The sequence below is a fragment of the Moraxella sp. ZY210820 genome, from assembly GCF_030674635.1.
Lineage (GTDB): Bacteria > Pseudomonadota > Gammaproteobacteria > Pseudomonadales > Moraxellaceae > Acinetobacter.
On sequence record NZ_CP089978.1, the window covers coordinates 1,409,010 to 1,430,784 of the forward strand.

Here is a 21,775-nt window from a genome sequence, read left to right on the forward strand (position 1 = left end):
AAAAAATATCTGATTTTTTGTTATACTGCTGATTATTTTTAGGTTGTTCTATATCATGTCGCTAATACTTGATGATGATGGTCACTTACTCGACCATACCCAATGGAATGAGCAGATTGCTCAACAACTTGCTGATAATTTAGATATTCAACTTGATGATTGGCATATTCAAGTATTATTGGGCGTACGTCAATTTTATCAACAATTTGGCTATGCACCTGCGACACGTCCATTAATTAAATTTTTAGCTAAACATATTTCAGCTGATATTGATAATGCGATGTTACAACAACGTTTTAATACAGGTTTAGTAGCACGTCATTTATGTCGTGTGGCAGGTGTTCCCAAACCTGCAAATTGTTTATAATTGATTATATTGATAGGAGTTTTACTATGTTTACTAATAATAAAATGAAAAATTTAAAAACATCAGCGACTGACCGCCGCTTATCTTTAGCCAAAGCATCTTTATTGGCTGGGGCGAAATTTGCCACTCGTAGTGCTAGTTCATTTTTTGCCAGTGAAGGTGAAAAAGAGCATTTACGCAAACAGGCTTTAAAAGAACAAGCCGAATATTTAGTCACGGAGATAGGTAAACTAAAAGGTTCTGTGGTTAAAATTGGACAGATGATGGCTTTATATGGTGAACATTTTTTACCTGCTGAAGTTACACAAGCACTCAATCAATTGAATAGTCAAACGATTGCTTTAGAATGGGAAGTAATTTTTCGCCAATTACGTCATCAATTAGGCAGTAAAGTTGATGATTTAATCATTGACAGAGAGCCTTTAGGTTCGGCATCATTAGCACAAGTTCATCGAGCAAAACGTAAATCTGATGGTTTAGAATTAGTTTTAAAAATACAATATCCCAATGTTGCGAATGCCATTGATAGTGATATGACTTTGTTTAAAGATTTACTTAAGTTGGCTAGACTAGCACCACAAACGCGAGAATTTGACCAATGGTTTGAAGAAGTACGTCAAATGTTACACCGTGAAGTGGATTATCAACAAGAAGCAGAAACCACTAAGCGTTTTTATCAACGTTTAAAAGATGATCCACGTTATATCGTACCGCAAATCATTGATGAATATTGCACTTCTCAAGTTTTATGTATGACCTATGAATATGGTATTCCATTGAATAGTCCACAAGTGCTTGATTTGGAACAACATCGCCGTAATGCTTTAGGCGAAGCTTCTTTAGAAATTGTCATTCGTGAAATTTTTGAATGGGGCGAGATGCAAACCGACCCTAATTTTGGTAATTATTTAGTACGTTTTGCTGAACAAGAACAACAACCAGACCAAATTATTTTACTTGATTTTGGTGCAATCCGCCAATTTGACCAACATTTGTTGAATATCGCACATGGTTTAATTTCTGCAGGTTATCAGCAAAATTTACAAGCGATGATGAATGCTATGACAGGTTATCCATATTTTAATCTGATTCCGCCACAATCTAAAGCAGATATGGCAACAATTTTTCTGATGACTACCGAAGCTATGGGGCAACCAACCGAACAATCTCAAGCCTATTTTGATGAACAAGGGCGGTATGACTGGAAAGCTAGTCATTTATATGCTCGTATCATGCAAAAAACCAGTACATCGGTTAATTCTCGCCATTTTACCGTGCCACCAAAAGAGTTTATGTTTATTAGTCGTAAGTTTATGGGGGCTTATACCTTTATGACGGTATTGCAGGCGAAAACTAATATTCGTACTATTGTGGAGTGTTATTTACACATCTAATGCGTGTGGATATTAAATCATCAATATATCTTTATCATTGTACTATTGATATAAAAATGATTTAATTACAAGTATTTATTTACAACATTATAAAAAATAGAGTGTTTTATAAATCTACTATCCTAGTCATATATTCTCATAATTTGTTGTATTTATAAACAAAATAACAGTCTTTAATACCATAAATCCGACAAAATCTCTTGTATTTATTGAAATATATTTTTACAATCTAACAACATCTTTCCAAAATGGAACGCATAAATGAAAAACAAAACTTTTGGTAGTGCTTTAATGGTCGCAGGCACTACAATCGGAGCGGGTATGTTAGCCATGCCTTTAACTTCAGCTGAAATGGGCTTTGGTTTTACCTTAATCTTATTATTTGGACTTTGGGCATTGTTGTCCTATAGTGCCTTATTATTTGTTGAAGTATACCAAAAAGCGGAGCGTCCCGATGCAGGGATTGCGACTTTAGCAGAACAACATTTTGGTATTGTAGGGCGAGTAGTTACAACTTTTTCGCTGATTGTGTTTATGTATGCCATTTTAACTGTTTATGCTTTAGGTGGTGGTAGTTTATTTGCACCGTTTTTAAGCTTTGCAGGCGATAATGCTATGCAAGTAGCCATTATTGGTTTTGTGGTTATTTTTGGTATTGCCATTACCATTGGTACTAAAGCGGTTGATGGTTTTACACGTTTATTATTCATTTTTAAAATTATTGCCTTTTTATTTGTACTATTAATGATGTTACCTAAGGTAAGTTTAGACAATCTTGGAGCAATGCCATTACATTATTTACTGATTATTTCAGCAAGCCCTGTGTTTTTTACTTCATTTGGTTTCCATGTGATTATTCCGAGCATCAACGATTATTTGGAAGGAGATGTTAAACGTTTAAGAGCTGCGATTCTAATTGGAACAGGTATTCCATTATTGGCTTATATCGTTTGGCAAATGGCAACTCATGGTGTATTTAGTCAAGTACAATTTATTGAAATCATTCGTAAAGACCCAACCTTAAATGGTTTAGTCGAAGCCACACTCCAAGCAACAGGTAGCCAATTTATTAGTTCTGCGGTGCGTACTTTCTCTGCTTTAGCATTAATTACATCATTTTTAGGTGTGGGATTATCTTTGCTTGAAGCGTTAAATGACTTATTAAAACGTGTAAATATTCATGCAAACCGTTTAAGTCTAAGTTTATTCGCTTTTATACCAACGTTGTTATTTGCATTATTCTATAATGATTTCTTAAAAGTATTAAGTTATGCAGGACAAATGTTTACATTCTATGGTTTAGTTTTACCTGTAGCAATGGCATGGGTTTTACGCAACAAATATCCTGATTTACCGTATAAAGTAATGGGCGGACGTATTGCTTTAATCCTTGCTTTGGTGCTAGGCTTATTGATTATGAATGTGCCATTCTTAATTGAAGCAGGACATTTACCAAAAGTAGTCGGCTAAAATTATTTTATGCGATAAAATATACCATTCTAAGATTTAGAATGGTATATTTTTTGGAATATTCATCATGAAAATATCAAAGAAAATAGCTTTTATATCCGCAATATTCGTTCTCGTATTGGGTATTGGTTTTAGTATTTGGTACTTAGTGAGTGATAAATCAACTTTATCTCATGTAATCACACAAATCAAAGCCCCTACTTTAAGCGAACGGCAAAAGCAATTATTGGCTCAACCTGCATTATCATCAGACATTCAAATTGATAAACTGATTGTGTATAAAAGCAAACGTGAAATGCAAGCTTATGCCAATGGTAAACTCGTTAAGACTTATCCGATTGCTTTAGGGTTAAATCCAATTGGACATAAACAATTTGAAGGCGATAAAAAGACCCCAGAAGGCATTTATTATATCAATGACCGTAATGCGAATAGTGCTTATCATAAAAACTTAGGTGTTTCTTATCCTAATCAAAAAGATAAAGCCTTTGCCCAATCACAGGGTAAATCAGCAGGTGGCGATATTAAAATTCATGGTATCAAAAATGGATATGGTAAAGTTATTGGTGAAAAACATTTATTAAAAGATTGGACAGATGGCTGTATTGCGGTAACAGACCGTGAAATGGACGAACTCTTTACCGCCGTGAAACATAATGCAATGATTGATATTCGTCCATAATGACATAAATTCCTACAATAAAAAGCACCTTTAAACTCAATTTAAAGGTACTTTTATCATTGAAAGAAATTTAGCGTTTCACTTTATCTTTCATCGCAATTAAACGATTCAAAGCAACAACTAGCTCTTCTTCACTAAATGGCTTACAAATAAAACCTCGAGCACCATATTGAAGTGCTTGTAATCCTGTTGCTTTATCCGTCAAAGCAGAAACCACTAAGATACTTACCCCTGTACCATGAGCCACAATTTTTTTGATACATTCTAAACCATCCATTTGAGGCATTGTCAAATCCATAGTGATTAAATCAGGTTTCATGACCAAAAACTTTTCATAAGCCTCTACACCATTTGACGCAGTAGTAATAATCTTAATATCAGAACTGCTAAAACTACGCTCAATACGATTACGGATAATATTAGAATCATCTACAATCATTAAAGAATATGCCATAAATTACTACTCTCAAACTTATTTCGCTAAAAATTTAATCATAAATTGTGTCGATTGCTTAGGCACACTCTTCATACCAAGTCGCCCTTGTACTGAACCAATCAGCTTCTGTACAATATCCATACCCACACCACGTCCAGCATCTTCATCTTGTGTTTCAGCCGTAGAGAAACCTGACTTAAACATAAATTCATACAATGCTTTATCTGACAATTGTGGTGCTTGTTCAGCAGTCACAAAACCTAATTGTACTGCTTTCGCACGAATACGCTCAATATTAATACCTTGACCATCATCAACAATATTCAAGATAATTTCATTCTCTGTATTTTTTGCTAAAGTCAGTTTAATTGCACCTACTTCAGATTTACCCTGCTGTACACGCTGTGCTGGAGTTTCAATACCGTGTACGATAGCATTTTTCAATAATTGCATAGCAATATCTTTATAAGTTTCAAAATGAGTATGGCTAGTAAAATCGTCGAAACCTTCACAAACAAGATTTACTTTTTTCGCTTGACGTTGTGCAATATCTTGTGCATATTTTGTAAAATAATCTTTCCAACTCGTTTTAGCATCTAGCGTAGTATCTGACATTACGAGAATAGAGTCTGAAGTATCATTATTACTGCTCATTTGACGTAAACGTTCTAACAATTTACTAATAAAGCGATTTAAATCTAATAATTCATCTAAACTAACCGTAAATGGTAAGAAATCATGACCGCTTAATTGTGGTTTTTCAAGTAACTCAGTTAATTGACCTTCCAACTTTTCAATTGAATTGACAAATGCATGTAATTGTAATGCAGATGCTTCCCCTTTCAAACTATGTGCTTCACGGAATAATTGACGTGCTTTGCTATGTAAATCTAAAGCATTAGTCATAGTACTCATCTTCAAAATATCATTCATTTTAAATGCACGTTGTTGAACATTCTCAATAAACGAGAATAAATGCTGTTGATTTACCGTCAAAATTACACTAATCATTTCTAATTCACGATCATGTTGCATATTTATCTTATCAAGCTTCTTCTGCAACTGAACCGCATCAGTAATATCAACCACGTTTACGAATACTTTTTCAATTTCTTCACTATCAGGTTTATTTACTCGCAAAAATTTAAAGTCAAGATATTTTACTTGTACTGTACCATCAGCTAACAATTGATTAATTTTAACTTCTTGCAATGGGTTTAAATCCTGAATTAATTCCTCAACTACCCATGGATTATAAAGTTGTTCAATAAATAATTTTACATTTTCCAAATCTTGGTAAGATACTGTACCATCTAATACGCTAGTCAAGGTCTTACCACGTAAATTCTTTTGATTTAGAATAGTTTCTACACTTTTTGAATATTCATCAAAAATCACGAAGTCTTTATTAATCAAAAATAAACCTTCATGCACTGTATCCAAAATTTCAGCAGTTTGCTGACGAGCTATATCCAACTGTTCATCAGTTGCCAATAATTGACGTAATGCACCAAATACAATCCATGCAAATAAAATAAATGAAACCAAAATACCTAAAAACTGTAAGATATTCCATATTTTTGCTTTTTTCGCCAGTTCTGCTTTGAGTTGGATATTCATTTGAATAGTATCCATCATCAAACCTTGTGTATGCTGACGACCATAAGCGACCACTTTTTCAACGCTATCTAAAGTAAATTGCCCACGTGAAATATCACCAAATAAATGATCCATAGAACTTTTATAAGGATTCCATACACCATATACTTTTTGAATTACTTGCTTACTTTCATCACTTTTAAGTTCAGCAACCTCTACTCTCGTATTCCCTGCTAACATGATAGTACCACTTTTATCAAAAGCACGCACCACATCATTAAAAGCTGTTTCCAACTCTTGCGTTTCTTTAATTTTTGCTAAAATTTCAGGACTTAAATTTTGAGTATTAATGTTTTTTGAACGTCCTAAATTCTTCGTAATATACAGTTCTAAGTCAATCATATTCTTAGACATTTGCTGCAACAAACGCCCTTGACGTGCTGCAACATCAACACTTTGTGCATCTATAGCAGCTTTACGTGTTGTATAAGCACTGAGCAATAACATACTCACGGTTAAAACCAAAAAGCATACAATTAAAACCAATAAATGCTGATATTTTTTTAAGCCGTGATGATGTTTCAATTGCTCAAATGATTGTTTAAAATCTGTAGATACTTTCGCCATAATTGTACCTTCTCGCTTAAATATCATCTCTATGTGATAAAGATAGCTCATTAAAATTAGTTTACAAACATTGATACACCAATATTCAATTTATTTTAACTGCTATTTATATTCATATGATATTTTTTAAATATTTCTCAAAATATATTGAACCAATATAATCCACTTAATCATCTATTTGCTTGTGATGTTTAAATTATAAATCATTAAATATATCATGACTTTAAGCATCGCCATGCAGATAAATAATAACGTTATAACTTTACTTTTAAGCCTCACAAATGTCAATAGTTTTCAAATAGAAATGTTTATATTTTAGATAAACATTTAAATTTTGAAAAATTAAAATACTCCTTTATTTCATTTACCTAAAAATACAAAACTCGCCATACGCCCTGTTTTTGCATTACGGCGGTAAGAATAATAATCTTGTATATTTTGATAACTACATTGCTCTCCACCTAAAATAATTTGGATACCTTGTTGTCCTAAAATATAGCGAGCTATCGCATATAAATCTGCTTGATATTTGTTCTGTTGTTTTACTGTTTGAAAATAATTAACAACTTTTTCTCCATAAGCTTGCGTAAATCTATCTTTAACTTCCTGCCCTACTTCAAAACAAGGCTGACTAATTGCTGTACCTAGCCATGCCCATGTTGGTTTAGTTTTCATTTGTTGAATGGTTTGCTCAATCACACCATTGGCTAAACCACGCCAGCCTGCATGTAAATTAGCAATTTCTGTACCATCAGCATTCCCTAAAGCAATTGGCAAACAATCTGCCGTCATAATCATTAACGCATTCCCTACATCTGACGTAACCAAGCTATCCCCCGTTAAAGCATCAATATGATATTGCCCATCAACACGATGACAAATGGTACTATGCGTTTGATTTAACCATGTTAAACGTGTTACGCCATAAGGTGCAAAATAATTTAATAATTGCATACGATGTTGATGTACACGATAAGGCTCATCGTGTACATGTAATGCTAAATTTAATCCTGCCAAATCTGGCTGTTCACTGTTTAATGGCTGTAAGTTATTGATTTTAGTTTGCCCAACATAAACACCCTGTGGTAAACCTTGTACAAAACGAATTGACATATGGATACTCTTTTAATAATCTGCAGGATTTTGCTGACGCAATACTTGCAATAATTGTTCAAAATCATCAGGTAACGGGGCTTCAAAGGTCATTTTTTCGCCCGTGCGTGGATGAACTAAACCTAATTGATAAGCGTGTAATGCCTGTCGCTTAAATTGTTGTAACATTTCTTTTAATTCAGCACTTGCACCTGCTGGCACTCGCACACGCTGTAAATACACAGGGTCGCCCACCAAAGGATAACCCAAATAGCTAAAATGCACACGAATTTGATGTGTACGTCCTGTTTCTAATTGAGCATATAAACGTGTAAAATGCTTAAAACGTTCTTTTACATTATAATGAGTAATCGCATCTTTACCGCCTGCTTGCACTGCCATTTTCACTCGGTCGGTTGGGTGGCGTTTAATTGGTTTATCAATCGTACCACCTGCTATCACCTCACCATAAACCACTAAATCATATAAACGATAGACCGCTTTTTGTGCTAATTGCTGACTAAGAGCAAATTGTGCTTCTAAGTTTTTGGCAACTACCAATAAGCCACTGGTATCTTTATCGATACGATGAACAATACCAGCTCGGTCTAACTCTGCTGATTTTGGATAATAGGCTAATAAAGCATTTAATAAAGTACCTGATGTATTACCCGCACCAGGATGAACCACCATACCCACTGCTTTATTAATCACTAAAATATCATCATCTTCATAAATAATATTGAGCGGAATTGCTTCAGGCAGATAGTGCGTTTGTGATTCTAACACCACATTTAACGATAATAATTCATTGCCTTTACATTGATATTTAGGTTTAACCTGTTGTCCATCGACTAATAAATACCCATCTTTAATCCATTGTTTTAATTTTTCACGAGAAAATTCTGACCATAATTCTGCTGCGACTTGGTCAATACGCATACCAAGCATTGTATTATCTAACTGGGCTTGTAATGTGATTTTTGTTCTATTTTCCAAACTTTCTGCCAACTCTTGCTCATCATCAAACAATTCTGTTGATAAATCTTGACATTGTTCTACATTCAATAACGTGATAGACATGATTTTTACGCTTTTATTGACTAAATTTGTGGTATTATAGCACAAATATAGTATGCAAACATTTCACATTCGTTTACACTTGAAATGTTTATACATCTTTTTGAGGATTTTCTATGAAACAACATTATAAAATAGCGTTACTGAGTCTCGCTTTAGGTGCAACTGTTACAGGTTGTAGTACATTTAAAGGATTGAAAAAAGAGAAAGACGTGGTTGATTTAGGACCACAAGCGACCGAACAAGCGTATTATGAAAAAGCACAACAAGCTTTAAATAAACGTCAGTATCACGAAGCAACCAAAAATTTACAAGCCATTACAAGCTATTACCCTACAGGTAATTATGCAGAACAAGCCGAACTCGATTTAATTTATAGTAAATTCCAGCAAAAAGATTATCCTACCGTTATTCAGCTTGCTGAGCGTTTTATTCAGTTACACCCACAATTTACACGTTTAGATTATGTGTATTATGTACGTGGTGTTGCCAATATGGAACAAAACTATGATAGCCTTATTCGCTATACATCATTAAAACAAGCACATCGTGATACAGGCTATTTAAAACTTGCTTATCATAATTTCCGTGATTTAATTGTACGGTTTCCAAGTAGCGAATACGCAGTAGATGCAGCACAGCGTATGACATTTATCGGTCAAGAATTAGCAGAAAGTGAATTAAATGTCGCTCGTTTTAATATTGAACGTAAAGCATGGTTAGCTGCTTTAGAACGTGCACAATGGGTACTTGAACGTTATCCGCAAACCCCACAAATTCCTGAGGCGATTGCTACCATTGCTTATTGTTACGATAAACTTGGTAATACGCAAGCTGCAAACCAATATATCGAATTGCTTAAAGCCAATTATCCACATTTAGTTAAATCTAATAATGAAGTGAATTTACGTGCAGCTCGTAAAGAACGTAGCGTATGGAATAAAGCAACTTTAGGTTTATTTGGGCAAAATACCGAAACACAACAATCTTATCAAGCGATACCACAATCAACAGAAAAACCTAGTCTATTAAATAGATTAAGTTTTGGATTATTGGGTAAAGATAAAAATACGCAATAGAATGATAGATTTACAATACCATCTTAGCTCGTAGGGTGCATATCATGCACCTTACTTTTTATTTATTTTCAATGAGTTATCTAAATCAACTTAACTTTCTATACTAATTCAACTTAAAAATTGGTACAGATTTGTAGAGGCAAATCACATTTGCCCTGTGAAAACATTGTGTTTATTGGGCGAATATGATTCGCCCCTACAGCATAATGGTTAATTTTGTACCAGTTTTTAAGTTATTTGACTATATATTGAAACTATGATTTTAAATCTGTGTTTTCTACTATTCATCAACGATTTTTTTGATTAAAATAAGCACTTTATCAGTGTCATTCTGAGATATACACCTATGCTCACTCATCTAACCTTAATTAATTTTGCACTTGCTGAACATTTAAGTATCGATATACATCAAGGATTTAATGTCTTGACTGGTGAAACGGGTGCAGGAAAATCATTATTACTCGATGCTCTATCAGCCTGTTTAGGTGAGCGTGTTGATAGTAATTATGTACGTTATGACACTGAAAAAGCTGATGTTACCGCAGTATTTAGCTTTCATGAACACAGTCCTGAAGCTGAGTGGTTAGCACAACATGAACTTGATGATGGTTCTGGTGAAATTCATTTACGCCGTGTGATTTTTGCTACAGGACGTAGTAAAGCATGGATTAATGGTCGCCCAACAAGCCTAAGTGAGTTAAAAGAATTAGGACGATTATTAGTACAACTTTATAGCCAACATAGCCAACAACAATTACTTGATCCACCTTATCCTCGTCAATGGCTTGATCGCTACAGTAATTTTGCGGAGCCAGCACAAAAAGTACGAGAAAATTATAGCTTATGGCAAAAAGCTATTCGCCAACATCAAGAAGCATTGCAGAATCAAGTACAACGTGAACAACGTATTCAAACCTTACAACTACAATTAGAAGAATTAGAAGAAGTTATTCACCTTAACTATAGCGAAATTGAACAAGAGTTTGATAGCTTTAGCCATCATGAAAGTATTATGCAAGACTGCCAATATAGTTTACATAGTCTTGATGAAGCTGACCAAAATATGAGTAGTGAATTATCAAATATTTTACGCCGTTTAGAACAACATTCTGAACGCCACAGCAGTTTAACGAACATTTACAACGCATTAATGAATGCACAAAGCGAAATTGATGATGCAATTAGCGAATTGCGTGATTTTATTGACCATCAAAATTTTGACCCTGAACGTATGGAAGAACTTAATCATCAACTTGAAGTATTTCATCGTTTAGCACGCAAATATCGCACACAACCTGAGTATTTACAACAAGAATATGATGAATGGCAAGCAGAACTTGAAAATTTAAATCAGTTACAAGCCCCTGAAGATTTAGCAGAACAAGTCAAACATTATCAACAAGAGTTTTTAACACAAGCTCGATATTTAGATGATATACGCCAACAAGCTGCAATACCACTTGCACAAAAATTAACTGAACAAGTCAAACAACTTGCTTTACCAGAAGCTCATTTTGAATTTAAATTTGAACCTTTAGAACAACCTAATGCCGAAGGTTTAAGTACTATTCAATTATTATTTTCAGCCAATAAAGGCATTCCACCACAACCATTGGCTCGTGTGGCTTCTGGAGGTGAATTATCTCGTATTGCCCTTGTCATGCAAGTCATGAATGCTGAAAAAACCGAAGCTGAAGTTTTAGTATTTGATGAAATTGATGTGGGTATTAGCGGTGGTACTGCTGAAATTGTCGGACGCTTATTAGCCGATTTAGCTAAACATGTACAAATTTTATGTATTACTCACCAAGCACAAGTCGCTGGTCAATCTGACCAACACTTATTGGTGAAAAAATTACAAACTGACCCAGCAAGTAGTACCATTGTGCAACTCAATGAAGATGATTTAATTTTAGAATTGGCACGCATGACAGGTGGCGTAGAAATCAACGAAACAACGCTCAATCATGCTAAACAATTACGCAAATTAAAATTTAATGTATCATAATGTAAGGAAACAACCATGAAAAATTCATTAAAAAATCAATTATTGATTGCTTCACCACACATGGAAGACCCATTTTTTCAACAAAGCATTATTTATATGGCTCGTCATACACCAAATGGTGCTTATGGCTTAATGGTTAATCGTCTTGCACCGATTGATATTCGAGAGTTATTTGAAGATTTACGTATTCATCATGATGAATTAATGCCTCATGATGTATTAATTGGAGGACCTGTACGCCCAGAAGCAGGATTTATTTTACACACAGGACAACCACATTGGCAATCATCTGAAGCAATTGGCGAAAATATTTGTTTAACGACTAGCCGTGATATTTTAGAAGCAATTGCCAATAATCAGCTCAAACATTATTATATGACATTAGGTTATTGTAGTTGGAAAAAAAATCAATTAGAACAAGAACTTGCCCAAGGTGATTGGCAAGTTTGTCCTGTTGATATGGATTTATTGTTCAATTTACCTTATGAACAACGTTGGCAAGCAGCCTATGACAAAATCAATATTGATCCAATTTGGTTAGTTGAGGAAATTGGCAATGCTTGAGCCAAATCCACATTATCCAGCACCTATACACATTAATTTGATTATGGCATTTGACTTTGGTAGTCAAAAAATGGGCATGGCTGTTGGTAATACCATGATTGAAAGCATCAATCCACTTGATACATTTCCTATGCGAGATGGTATTCCTGATTGGGATAAATTATTACACATTATACAACAATGGCAACCTGATTTATGTTTAGTCGGTTTACCCTTAAATATGGATGATAGCGAATCAGAATTGTCATTAAGAGCAAGAAAATTTGCACGGCGATTACGCCATCATAGCAATATTTATACACTTATGGTTGATGAACGCCTAACAACTCGCCAAGCACGAGAAAAACTTAAAGCCTTTCAACAAAATGGGCAGGCTAAACGGGTTAAAACCGATAGTATGGCAGCTTGTATTTTTATTCAACATTGGTATGAAAATGCTGATGGGATAATGCCTTAACTCCATTCTCAACTTAAAATCATAATATGTTGATATTATTTATATAATTTAGTTTTTGTAGGGGCAGAATTTTTTCCGCTCCTACATAAAATCAATAATTTACATTGAGTTGAAAACAACATATCTTTATAAATCTTTTATCACATTTTCGATATTATCAAGCAATGTTTTTATTTGCTCTTGATTTGCCTGAGTTTCTTTGCCATAAATGGAGTATTTTCTCGATTTAACTTCATGAAGAGGACAACCTTCATGATTGATAATTGCAGCTAATGTATTACCATCTTTGACGTGTTTAATCACTTCATCTGAAAAATCGGTAAAAATTGGTGAATGTTTACTTTTTAATTCTTTAACCAATCTTGCAATTTCTTCGGAATGTGCAGTATAAGCTGTTGTCGCTTCTCTGTCTAAAGTTCTCGAACGATTTTGTATAAAAAGATGCAATTTTGGTAATTCAAATTGATATGTTGTTGCTTCTTGATGAAAACCTAAAAAATCATCGGTTAAATCCGTTTTTCCCAAGTTTATACCATAAATCAATTTCACCAAATTTCGCATACCCCGAATAGATGCAGCATCAGCCGTACAAGGAATAATTAAGCGATTAGCAGCTAATAATGCTAATTCTGTATAGTTAGCTAAACTCGGATTACAATCAATAAAAAATGTTGCTGGCTTATTGATTTCTTCTGGGTTAAGTTCAAAAGATTCAATTAAATCAATGAGTAAAGAACGGCTAGCTTTCCAAGCCCCTTTAATCGGTGAACTCGCGATATGACTAATAATTCGTGAACATAAATCTAAGTCTATATCCCCAGATAACAGATATAAATTCTTAGGCATTTTATCATTCACGGAATATGCTTTCACAAAATAATTCGTTTCTGTTCCAAGTTTATTTAAAGGAGAACGTCTAAATCTCTCTTTAATATATCCAGCAATCGTTTTATTACTATCCACAAACTTATTCAGATTATTTTCACCAGTCCCATTTCCCCCCAAAATAATTTCTGAAACATTGGCTTGAGGACAAGCATCAATCACCACAACATTTTCGTTTGGATGAGTAGATGCATACTCAATCGCAAGATTATAAGTTAAAAAGGTTTTACCTACACCACCTTTGTTGTTCCACACAGCATATTTTTTGTTACTCATATCAATCATCTCCAACTCTATCACGCTCATTATAGCACATACAAATATACAACTCTATATCTGCCAATTTATCAGATGATGAATACCAAATTATTTATCATGGCATTGAGAATATTCAACTTTAGTCATCAAATCAACATAATATGCAGGTTGCTGTTGAGTGTGAACAAAATCAACAATAACTCTATTCTCAATTTAAAATCATAATATATAATATATTGATATAATTTAAAATATTGAATTTTGTACGAAAAAATAATCATTCAACACACATAAAATCAATAACTTACTATGAGTTAAGAATAAGGAGATATTCTATTCAAAGTGAAGGAATACGAATTTTACTTACCCATTTTGCTTCAACCAACATTTGTTCTGAACTATCAGCCTGCTGTTTGATGATATATTGACCATTAGAATAGATGATATTTTCGCCATCAATGGCAAATGCCATCACGCCTTTTTTCAAAATAGACATTTCCCCAGATGGTGTATATTTTACCAATTCCCAACTTTTTGGAATTACGCCAATAAATTTATCACCATCTTGCTGAGACTTTTGTCGATTTTGATGAACTTTTAGCAAATTACCTTCAATAAATCTTTCCTCTTCCGATTGTTGTTTGACTTTGGCTGGATTTGCTCCAGATGTTTTTAAAGTTTCACCACTATAACGTTGAGTAAAAAAGTCTAACCAACCAAACATTGCTTTTAATAATTTAACAGGTGCAAAAATAATATCTTTGAATGTCGTCATTGGCGAAGATGCTAAATTTCTCCCTTGATATGGACGGCGAATCACATATAAATTCCCATTTTGGTCGATATAAGGTTTAAAAAAGTCATATTTATCATCAGTTAAGATGGTTTCCAAATCACCCGTACTCAAATTCAAACGATTAATCACACGTGGACTTTCTACAATATCATCATGTGTATAAGCCAAACCACAACTATCATAATATAAAATATCAGCGTGTTTAGGGTCAAAACATGGATTACTATCTCGGCATTCGCCCTCCGTAATGGTTTGTATACGATTGCCATCTATTGGTAAAATGCTTAAATAACGTTCTAAATGCCCTTGCCCATCTACTGATAATGCCAAACGATGACGATGTTTATCATACGCCATATCATAAACTTGATATTCTGTATTGCGTAAGACTAAACCTTCTGCTTGGCTTAAATCATCAATCGCCTTGTTTTGAATAGCATTACCTCCTTGTAAATTGGCACTATAAATTACTTTTTGTCCATCAAGCACCACCATATCTGTTGGAAAAATACCCTCTAAATTAACCTCATAGTCTTGGGTCAATCCCATAAATGATGCACCTGTACCACGAGATTTCCATTCTTTACGTTGATGGATTTCTTTTAAATTTTTCTTATATTGTTCAATGGCTTGGCACGGAATTTCCTGTGTCGATGTGCCATTAAACGTATACAATTTTTGCTCTGAAATATAGTAGATCATAATTATCATCAATCATAAAAAAATAATGGTTATTCTAACAAATTTTTTGAATAAGATGTCAATTTTTCGACTTTTAACAAACTAATTATATGAAATATGATAAGATATTGATTTTTAATGAATTATTAATTTTAGTGTTTAAGAATAATTTAATAAAATCAATAAGTTAAATCACTCATATTATTACTCTGCAACATTTCATTATTTTGTAAAATCTTTTTTATCATTTCTTAGATAAAGGAAAAATTTTTTCACTCTCCCCAAAATATCAAGGTTGTTTTAAATAAGGCCATGCCGCTTTAAGATAAATAAACATTGACCATAAGGTTAAAATCACCGCAATATAGAGCAAAATATAAGCAATCATCATCACAGGTTGCCATTGTAATAAAAACACGCTAATCGCAATCATTTGAAAAGCAGTTTTATATTTACCAATGGTTGAAACTGCAACGCTGGCTCTCGCCCCCAATTCTGCCATCCATTCTCGTAATGCTGATACAGTAATCTCACGAGAAATAATTACAATCGCTGCAAATGCCATAGAGACATTAGGATGTTGTTGTACCAAAATTACCAATGCCGTAGCGACCATCAATTTATCTGCCACAGGGTCTAAAAAACGACCAAATGCTGAAGTCTGATTAAGCGTACGAGCCAAATAACCATCGAACCAGTCCGTAACTGCAGCTAATACAAAGATAAATGCCAAAATTACATTGCGTAACAATAAACCTGTATCTTCCAACGTTTCTGCAGAATATGTCCAATCATTAGGCGAAATATACGCCACAAGCACAAAGACTGGAATCAGTGCAATGCGTGCCAACGTCAAAATATTGGGAATGTTGAGAATACGACCTGTCGTCATGCTAAACGGAACTATGTTAATCAAATTGTGCGAATTATATCATACTTTTGTATTAGACGTATATTTATAAAAAACTTTTGATGATTGAATGGTGCCAAATATCAGAAATACAATCCTTTTCAACCTCATAAAACAGCTAAAAAAGATACTAAAATACTTTTAATGTTAAAAAATGTTAATTAAAAATAAATTAAGTATATTCATATCCGCTAACTATCATTTTTTGGGTAGTGGTTGGAAAAGTATGCTATTCATATTTAATCTCATAAAAATTTATGTAACATATTGATTTACAAAGTTATTATTTTTCATGAATAGTATAGTCAGCATACTTTCTAGACCACAACCATTTTTTGAACTACTTAAACTCTTCAGTCACATCAAACCAATTTTCTAGTGAATATGCTTCATCATTAAAAAATTTCTCAAAGTAAGATTTAATTACTTCAGCATCAGGAATAAAAGCTCGATAATGCTTAAAATCACCATTTTCATCATATTTTCGAGTTTCTATCACATAAAGATTTTCTCCATTTTGTGCTCGTTCCAGCCACGATGAATTAGGGTGATTTTGTAAAAATTCAAGCTCTTCACGACCTGAAATATCTGTTTCAGAATGAATTTGAATATAATCAAAATTTTTCTTTTTATTCGTTTGCAAAGTCAGCCAAATATGCTCTTCTTCAAATAGAAAATCAATAATATCATCTATTGCAATTAAATCTGCAAATTGGTCTCTAATAACGTTGGTATTGATTACTTTCATATTTAGCTACTCTAAAGTCAATACTATCATTTTAAAGAATAAACACACTTTTTCCTACGAAAAAATGTTAAATATCACATTTTTTCCAACGAAAAAGTGTATCAATCACCATGTAACACTTTATAAATCGTATCTGCAAGCTGTTCGCCAATACCATTCACCTGCATTAAATCTTGTTTTGATGCAGATAATACACCTTGCAACCCTGCAAAATGAGTTAATAAATCACGGCGACGTTTTTCCCCTAAATTAGGAATGACTTCTAAAATCGATTGTCCACGTTTTTGGTCTCGTTTTGCTCGATGTTTGGTAATGGCAAAACGATGAGCTTCATCTCGAATCTGTTGAATTAAGTGCAATGCCTTATGATCTTCTGCTAGTTGCACACGTTCACCATTGGTAAAATGCAGGCTTTCTAAACCTGCTTTTCGCCCTTCACCTTTCGACACACCAACCATAAAGGCATTTAAGCCCAATTCCGCCATCACTTGTTCAGCAATATGTAGTTGCCCTTTTCCGCCATCAATCAACAATAAATCAGGCAATCCGTGCTTTTTATAACGCCGAGTTAATGCCTGACGCATAGCAGAATAATCATCACCTGCTTGAATATCCGTAATATTAAACTGACGATAATCACGTTTTCTCGCTCCTGATTGGTCAAAAACCACACAAGATGCGACTGTTTCTTCGCCCATGGTATGACTAATATCAAAACATTCGATACGGTCAATCGGTCGTTGTACAATCGCAGATAATGCTTCAAAACGTTGTTTTAATTCAAGATGATGGCTCAACTGTGATTTTATTGCCTGCTCCACATTCATTTGAGCCAATTGTTGCCAATCGGCACGAAACTCTTTGACACGATATTTAAACTCAACTTTTTTATTTGCCTGCTCACCCAATATCTCTGTTAGTTGTTTTTGATTATCCAATGCAAAAGGAATAATAATTTCACTTGGAATATCATCATTCACTTGAAAATAAAAATGAATAATAAAATCTGTTAAAATCTGCATTAAATCTGGTACACCATCATCATTTAATAAGATTGGCACATCTGGAAAATAATGTTGTCCGCCTAACATTTGTCCATATCGTACAAATAAAATCTGTACACAAATTACACCAGCTTGATAAGCAATCGCAAAAATATCTGCTTCACCTTTCATTTTATATACGGCTTGTTGAGCTTGAATATCTCTTAAAGTCGCCAATCTATCTCGATAAAATACCGCTTGTTCAAAATCTAATTGCTCGGCAGAATATTCCATTTTTGCAATTAAATCTTGTTGAATGCTTTGCATATTTCCCTGTAAAAAATCTTTAGAATGTTGAATATCTTGTGCATAATCTTCAGCAGAAATTAAACCCACACACGGTGCAGAACAACGTTTAATTTGATATTGTAAACAAGGTCTTTTACGTTGTTTAAAATAACTATTTTCACATTGACGCACATAAAATAATTTTTGTAGTAATAATAAGGTTTCTTTAACTTTTTGTGCCGATGGATAAGGTCCAAAAAATTTCCCCACTTGATGTTTACCCTTACCACGCCCACTGGCAATACGAGGATAAGGTGCATCGGCAGAAATAAAAATATATAAATAAGATTTATCATCACGCAACATAATATTGTAAGGCGGACGATGATGTTTAATTAAATTTTGTTCTAATAATAATGCTTCAGTTTCTGAACGAGTTAATAATAATTCAATATCTGCAATACGACTGACTAAAGCCTGTGTTTTAGGATGTTCAATGGTTTTAACAAAATAACTAGATACACGATTTTTTAAATTTTTCGCCTTACCGACATAGAGTAAATCACCATTTTCCGCAAGCATTTTATAGACACCTGCGGATTTTGGCAAATTGGCTAAAATTTGTTTTAAATGTACTGATAGTTCATTCATCATTTTTTATAATCAAAAACCTGCTAATAAAACTTTTGCCACCATTTCCATAATATTTTCAGCTAAAATTAACACTAAAATTGCTAACATTGGCGATAAATCAAACATACCCATATTTGGCATAATTTTACGAAATGGTGCTAAAATTGGCTCAGCTAATTCATCCAAAACTTGGAAAAATGGCGATGAATTTTGTGTAAATGCCATAATCAAACTACCAATAATCGCACCAAAAATTAAATATCGACAAAAGGTAATGAGATTTTGTATCATTGTTACAAAAGTTAAAACCACTAAATGCAATGGATTATAAATCGGCTCGCCTGATAATTGTGCAATACCTGCAATTTTTACCAAATATAAAATCACTAAAACCACAATACACGCTAAATTAACACGTCCTTTTGCCACCGTAGGAATAGATTTACTTAATAAATCAATCACTAAAGTTGCTTTATTGAGTGCGATAATCACAGGATTAAAACGGTCAATTTGTGCAAGTTGTGTTAAAAAACGGAAAAACACCAAAAAAAGTGCAAAATTAATCACAATAGTAAAAATAGGTAACATACATCAACTCATCAAAACTTTACTTTCAGCCTATCTGTCATGTATTATACAGAATATTCATACAGATGACAAAGTAATCCAATCCATCATACTAAATAAATCAATCATTTAATGCATTTACATCAACATTTTCCATGTTTTATTATAATCAAAGACTTGATTGAGTAAATCAACAATAATTCGTGCGGTTAATCCCCAAATCACTTCATTTTCAAGCTGAAAACTCGGCACTCTAATTTGTTGATTTTGATATGTGATTTGATAAGGCATAATTTCTGCTGTTAAGAAATCATCAATTTTCACCCAAAAAATGCGTTCAATTTCATCAGGCTGTGCGACAAATTGACTATTTGCTGGGATAAATGCCACAATTGGTTGCACACTTAAACCATATTTTGATTGCTGTGTCGGCAATTCACCCAAAATTTGTACTTGTGTAATTTCTAAACCAATTTCTTCTTGACTTTCTCGTAACGCAACATCAATATCATCTTTATCATCAAGTTCACGCTTCCCTCCTGCAAATGACACTTCGCCAGCGTGTTGATGTAAATGACTCGCTCGCTTAGTTAAAAGCAAACGTGGTTCAGATTCATAGCTAATAGCAACCAAGACCGCTGCATCAGCATAAGTTTGATAAGCATTAAAAAATAAACGTTGTTGTAAAAGTTGTAATGATGACATTGGTGCAACCTTAACTATCATTTCGACTTATAAAATAACTGATTTTAGTTCCGAATACTAGCCTTTTTATAAAAATTAAGTTATGCTAACTTAAAAATCAACACTATTATTTGTAATTTAATTATGGTTCATTATTGCCAAAAATGTGGAAATCCAACCCATAAAAGTATCCCTGAATTAGACCATCAGTTGCGTGATATTTGCACAAAATGTGGTTTTATTCATTATCAAAATCCTAAAATTGTCGCAGGTGCATTAGTAACCTACCAAGAGCAAGTACTACTCTGTCGCCGAGCAATTGAGCCAAGTTATGGACGTTGGACTTTACCTGCAGGTTATATGGAAATTGGCGAAACATTAGAACAAGGTGCTATGCGTGAATGTTGGGAAGAAGCTCAAGCTGAGATTGATATTGAACATTTATACTGCACTTATGATATTCCCCATGTTGGTCATGTATATATGATGTTTAAAAGCACCTTAAAAAATGCAACTTTTGGTGTAGGCGATGAAAGTTTAGAATGTCGTTTATTTTATGAACATGAAATCCCATGGCAAGATTTAGCATTTTTAACGATTGCTCAAACTTTACGCCATTATTTTAATGACCGTCAGCATGGTACATTTCCATTTCATTTAGAAACGATTACTCCTGAATTATCACAACAATTTTACCAACAATTAAGTCCATCAACTTATAATCCTAGACAAGCTAAGAATTATCATTTATTGGATAAATTTTAAATCGATTTAGGGCGAAAATATCCGCCCCAAAACCCATTAATACTCCGTACGTTCTAAATTTGGACATTCAAATTCAGCTTCTAAACGACCATCAGAATAAAGTAAATAATTCACAATACGCCCACCATATGGTAATTTATCTTTATATTGACGATAATGCTGGTGAACTACATTTAAAATCCATTCATTTTTATCAGCTTGTTTGAGTTGATAAAAATACGCTGGCACAGGAATATGTGAAAAACGTTGCTCTAAACTTCGTAACATAAGACGTGAAAAACGTTCTTTATAAACAATATTTGCACTAAAATCATAGCTAATACTATCTACACGATATTCAACTGATTTAATGATTTTTTGCAAATGATTTAAATATAAAGCTTCATCAATATCTAATACTTTAAAAATTGCGTATAAAAATTCACTACGACTGTATTTTACATCTTGCGGTTGGTCATATAACCCTAAAGATTCACTATTTAAAACAGCTTGTAAACGGACTAAGGCTTTTTCTTCATGAATACGTTGATATTCTAAGCGAGTTACCACATCTGTCAGTGTTAAATTTTGAGCATTAATATGTTTAAGCAATAATTTTGCTAAAGAATGACTCGGTTTCAAATGCTGTAACGCAGGATTTTCCTGATAAGATGTATAATTCATTTCAGGAGCATTTTTTTCAGTCGGTTTAGCTTTTTTCATGGTCATCTTAAATCCTAAAA

Annotated in this window: 20 protein-coding genes and 1 pseudogene; 9 read left to right on the plus strand and 12 right to left on the minus strand. The window is 33.5% G+C overall.

Going from position 1 to position 21,775, the window contains the following annotated elements; all coding sequences use genetic code 11:
* Positions 1-55 precede the first annotated feature (55 nt).
* The 4 genes from LU301_RS07050 (at position 56) to LU301_RS07065 (ending at position 3,913) form a co-directional block, all read left to right on the plus strand.
* A complete protein-coding gene (locus tag LU301_RS07050) occupies positions 56-367 on the plus strand; it encodes a TusE/DsrC/DsvC family sulfur relay protein (protein WP_305269082.1) in 312 nt (103 codons plus the stop codon).
* A gap of 26 nt (positions 368-393) precedes the next feature.
* Positions 394-1,761: an ABC1 kinase family protein gene (locus tag LU301_RS07055; RefSeq protein WP_305269084.1), complete on the plus strand. Its 1,368-nt coding sequence runs from the start codon at positions 394-396 to the stop codon at positions 1,759-1,761.
* Positions 1,762-2,022: 261 nt separating this feature from the next.
* Positions 2,023-3,231, plus strand: a complete 1,209-nt coding sequence (locus LU301_RS07060) for an aromatic amino acid transport family protein (RefSeq protein ID WP_305269088.1) — start codon at positions 2,023-2,025, stop codon at positions 3,229-3,231.
* 67 nt (positions 3,232-3,298) lie between these two features.
* Complete coding sequence (locus tag LU301_RS07065) at positions 3,299-3,913, plus strand: L,D-transpeptidase family protein (protein WP_305269091.1); 615 nt, start codon at positions 3,299-3,301, stop codon at positions 3,911-3,913.
* Positions 3,914-3,983: 70 nt separating this feature from the next.
* On the opposite strand, the gene LU301_RS07070 is transcribed toward LU301_RS07065, so the two are convergent.
* The 4 genes and pseudogenes from LU301_RS07070 to rluD all read right to left on the minus strand — a co-directional run.
* Positions 3,984-4,367, minus strand: coding sequence for a response regulator (locus LU301_RS07070; RefSeq protein ID WP_305269093.1), 384 nt, complete (start codon positions 4,365-4,367; stop codon positions 3,984-3,986).
* An 18-nt stretch (positions 4,368-4,385) separates the two neighbouring features.
* The gene (locus LU301_RS07075) at positions 4,386-6,575 is read right to left on the minus strand and encodes an ATP-binding protein (protein ID WP_305269096.1); all 2,190 of its coding nucleotides are present in this window, start codon (positions 6,573-6,575) and stop codon (positions 4,386-4,388) included.
* Between the two features lie 360 nt (positions 6,576-6,935).
* Entirely contained in the window at positions 6,936-7,682 is a 747-nt protein-coding gene (gene pgeF / locus LU301_RS07080) for a peptidoglycan editing factor PgeF (protein ID WP_305274007.1), read from the minus strand.
* 18 nt (positions 7,683-7,700) lie between these two features.
* Positions 7,701-8,648, minus strand: a pseudogene (rluD, locus tag LU301_RS07085) (23S rRNA pseudouridine(1911/1915/1917) synthase RluD); the annotation flags it as partial.
* Between the two features lie 215 nt (positions 8,649-8,863).
* On the opposite strand from rluD, the gene LU301_RS07090 reads away from it, so the two are divergent.
* The 4 genes from LU301_RS07090 to ruvX all read left to right on the plus strand — a co-directional run bounded on the left by LU301_RS07090 (position 8,864) and on the right by ruvX (position 12,855).
* On the plus strand, positions 8,864-9,826 hold the full coding sequence (locus LU301_RS07090; protein ID WP_305269100.1) for an outer membrane protein assembly factor BamD: 963 nt from the start codon (positions 8,864-8,866) through the stop codon (positions 9,824-9,826).
* Positions 9,827-10,172: 346 nt separating this feature from the next.
* Complete coding sequence (gene recN / locus LU301_RS07095) at positions 10,173-11,834, plus strand: DNA repair protein RecN (protein ID WP_305269103.1); 1,662 nt, start codon at positions 10,173-10,175, stop codon at positions 11,832-11,834.
* A gap of 15 nt (positions 11,835-11,849) precedes the next feature.
* Complete coding sequence (locus LU301_RS07100) at positions 11,850-12,398, plus strand: YqgE/AlgH family protein (protein ID WP_305269107.1); 549 nt, start codon at positions 11,850-11,852, stop codon at positions 12,396-12,398.
* Positions 12,391-12,855 (plus strand): Holliday junction resolvase RuvX, encoded by a 465-nt coding sequence (gene ruvX, locus LU301_RS07105; protein WP_305269110.1) that lies wholly within the window; start codon positions 12,391-12,393, stop codon positions 12,853-12,855. Before LU301_RS07100 ends, ruvX begins: the two co-directional genes overlap by 8 nt.
* A gap of 126 nt (positions 12,856-12,981) precedes the next feature.
* On the opposite strand, the gene LU301_RS07110 is transcribed toward ruvX, so the two are convergent.
* From LU301_RS07110 to LU301_RS07140, 7 genes are all read right to left on the minus strand, one after another.
* On the minus strand, positions 12,982-14,016 hold the full coding sequence (locus LU301_RS07110; RefSeq protein ID WP_305269113.1) for a ParA family protein: 1,035 nt from the start codon (positions 14,014-14,016) through the stop codon (positions 12,982-12,984).
* 319 nt (positions 14,017-14,335) lie between these two features.
* Positions 14,336-15,505, minus strand: a complete 1,170-nt coding sequence (locus LU301_RS07115; RefSeq protein WP_370692186.1) for a hypothetical protein — start codon at positions 15,503-15,505, stop codon at positions 14,336-14,338.
* Between the two features lie 259 nt (positions 15,506-15,764).
* A complete protein-coding gene (gene pgsA / locus LU301_RS07120) occupies positions 15,765-16,367 on the minus strand; it encodes a CDP-diacylglycerol--glycerol-3-phosphate 3-phosphatidyltransferase (protein ID WP_305269116.1) in 603 nt (200 codons plus the stop codon).
* 358 nt (positions 16,368-16,725) lie between these two features.
* A complete protein-coding gene (locus LU301_RS07125; protein WP_305269119.1) occupies positions 16,726-17,133 on the minus strand; it encodes a hypothetical protein in 408 nt (135 codons plus the stop codon).
* A gap of 101 nt (positions 17,134-17,234) precedes the next feature.
* A complete protein-coding gene (gene uvrC / locus LU301_RS07130; RefSeq protein ID WP_305269122.1) occupies positions 17,235-19,058 on the minus strand; it encodes an excinuclease ABC subunit UvrC in 1,824 nt (607 codons plus the stop codon).
* A gap of 9 nt (positions 19,059-19,067) precedes the next feature.
* Positions 19,068-19,625 carry a YggT family protein gene (locus LU301_RS07135; RefSeq protein WP_305269125.1) on the minus strand — a complete coding sequence of 186 codons (558 nt, stop codon included), beginning with the start codon at positions 19,623-19,625 and terminating at the stop codon, positions 19,068-19,070.
* A 117-nt stretch (positions 19,626-19,742) separates the two neighbouring features.
* On the minus strand, positions 19,743-20,309 hold the full coding sequence (locus LU301_RS07140) for a CoA pyrophosphatase (RefSeq protein WP_305269127.1): 567 nt from the start codon (positions 20,307-20,309) through the stop codon (positions 19,743-19,745).
* Positions 20,310-20,432: 123 nt separating this feature from the next.
* Here LU301_RS07140 and LU301_RS07145 point away from each other — a divergent pair, with 123 nt between their 5' ends.
* Positions 20,433-21,053, plus strand: a complete 621-nt coding sequence (locus LU301_RS07145) for an NUDIX hydrolase (protein WP_305269129.1) — start codon at positions 20,433-20,435, stop codon at positions 21,051-21,053.
* Between the two features lie 36 nt (positions 21,054-21,089).
* Here the strand turns inward: LU301_RS07145 and LU301_RS07150 are convergent, their stop codons facing one another.
* Positions 21,090-21,761 (minus strand): hypothetical protein, encoded by a 672-nt coding sequence (locus LU301_RS07150; RefSeq protein ID WP_305269132.1) that lies wholly within the window; start codon positions 21,759-21,761, stop codon positions 21,090-21,092.
* Positions 21,762-21,775 lie beyond the last annotated feature (14 nt).